Consider the following 1897-nt stretch of genomic DNA (forward strand, 5'->3'; position numbering starts at 1 on the left):
GAGTGGGGGAGGCGGGTCACGGGCGGGGCCGCCGCACCGGGCCTTTAGAACTTCACCACGATCTTGCCGAAGACCTTGCGGCTCTCCAGCCGCTCCAGGCCTTCGTTGAAGTTCTCCAGCGGCACCACCGTGTCGATCACCGGCCTGATGCCGCGGCCCATCTTCTCAAGACCCTCCGACACATTGCGGATGGTGGCGCCGAATGAGCCGAAGATCTTGTACTGGCGCTGGAACAGCTGCATCAGGTTCATCTGCACGCTGACGCCGGAGGTGGAGCCGCAGGTGACGAGGCGCGCGCCGGGCTTCATGGACAGCAATGAGGCGTTCCAGGTGTCGGCGCCCACATGCTCGAACACCACGTCCACGCCCACCTTCTTGGTGATCTTGCGGACCTCGTGCTCGAAGCGGTCCTTGCGGTAGTTGATGACGTGGTCGGCGCCCAGCGCCTTGGCCTTCTCCAGCTTCTCGTCGTCGCCCACGGTGGTGATGACGGTGGCGCCCACGTCCTTGGCGAGGCGGATGGCGGCGGAGCCGATGCCCGATCCGCCGGCATGCACCAGCACGGTCTCGCCCTTCTCCAGCTGCGCGTTGTCGAACAGCATGTGCTCCACGGTGGAGAAGGTGATGCCGGCGCAGGCGGCGTCCTCGAAGGACACGCCCTCGGGCGCCGGGATCACGAGGCGCTCGGGCATGTTGAGCACGTCGCGGGCAAAGCCGTCGATGTGGAAGCCCAGCACGCCGCCCACGTTCTGGCAGAGATTGTCGCGGCCCTTCAGGCAGTTGGCGCAGTGGCCGCAGGTCATGGCGCCGTACATGGCCACGGTCTGGCCCACCTTCAGGCCGCGTACGTCCGCGCCCAGCGCCACGATCTCGCCGGCGGCCTCCGCGCCCACCACGAGGGGCATCTTGCGCTTGGCGAAGGCCATGCCGCGCCAGCCCCACACGTCGATATGGTTGAGCGCCAGCGCCTTGACGCGGATCTGCACCTCGCCGGCGCCGGGGGCGTCGGGTTCGGGCAGGTCCACGAGTTCGAGGCTGCGGTCGGAGACGAGCTGGAGGCCACGCATTCTTTTTATCTCGGAAGTTGGGTCAGCGGTGGGCGGCGAGCGAGGCGGAGAGCCCGCCATCCACCGGCAGGATGGCGCCGGTCATATAGCCCGCGCCGGGGGAGAAGAGGAAGGCCACCACCTGCGCCACGTCATCGGGCGTCGCGAAGCGGCCGGCGGGGATCTGCGCCTCCATCTTGGCGCGATAGTCGGCGAACTTTTCCAGCATGGCGGTGTCGATGAAGCCGGGGGCCACATAATTCACCGTCACGCCGCGCCGGGCGGTCTCGATGGCAAGGCCGCGCACATGGGCGAGCAGGGCGGCCTTGGAGGCGGCATAGGCGGCGTTGCCCTGGTTGGCCTGGAGGGCCGCCACCGAGCCGATGGCGACGATGCGGCCGGCCTTCGCCCGCGTCATGGGCCGCACCACCGCGCGGGCAAGGCGAACGAAGGCGAAATGGTTCACCTGCATCACCGCCTCGGCCTTGTCCTGGTCGATCATGGCGGCGAGGGTGTCATAGGAGGCGCCGGCATTGTGGCAGAGGCCGTAGAGGGTTTCCCCCGCCTCCAGTTCCTCGGCGAAGGCCTCCACCGCGGCGCGGTCGGCGAGGTCCAGGGCGCGGGCGGAGAGCACGGCGTCGGGGTGCGCGGCGCGGATCTCCGCCATCAGCGCCTCCGCCTCCGCCACGGCCGAGCGATAGGTGAAGCTGACGGGATACCCCGCCGCGGCCAGCGCCCGCACGATGGCGGCGCCGAGGCCGCGCCCGCCGCCGGTGACGAGGATGGGTTTGGTGGAGGCCATCATCGCTGCGTTCCCTCTCCCGCTTGCGGGGGAGGGAACGCAGCGATGA

2 protein-coding genes are annotated in these 1897 nt (G+C 69.2%); both read right to left on the reverse strand.

All coding sequences use genetic code 11. The features are described from left to right. Positions 1–44: 44 nt before the first annotated feature. Positions 45–1067 (reverse strand): zinc-binding dehydrogenase, encoded by a 1023-nt coding sequence (locus K9U40_RS22810; RefSeq protein WP_282892377.1) that lies wholly within the window; start codon positions 1065–1067, stop codon positions 45–47. Positions 1068–1089: 22 nt separating this feature from the next. Next, complete coding sequence (locus K9U40_RS22815) at positions 1090–1851, reverse strand: SDR family NAD(P)-dependent oxidoreductase (RefSeq protein ID WP_282892378.1); 762 nt, start codon at positions 1849–1851, stop codon at positions 1090–1092. Positions 1852–1897 lie beyond the last annotated feature (46 nt).

This window comes from Xanthobacter autotrophicus, from assembly GCF_030015065.1.
Lineage (GTDB): Bacteria > Pseudomonadota > Alphaproteobacteria > Rhizobiales > Xanthobacteraceae > Xanthobacter > Xanthobacter autotrophicus_D.

Coding starts and splice junctions, on each gene's coding strand:
- K9U40_RS22815 (WP_282892378.1), bottom strand. CDS start 1,851: ATGATGGCCTCCACCAAACCCATCCTCGTCACCGGCGGCGGGCGCGGC.
- K9U40_RS22810 (WP_282892377.1), bottom strand. CDS start 1,067: ATGCGTGGCCTCCAGCTCGTCTCCGACCGCAGCCTCGAACTCGTGGAC.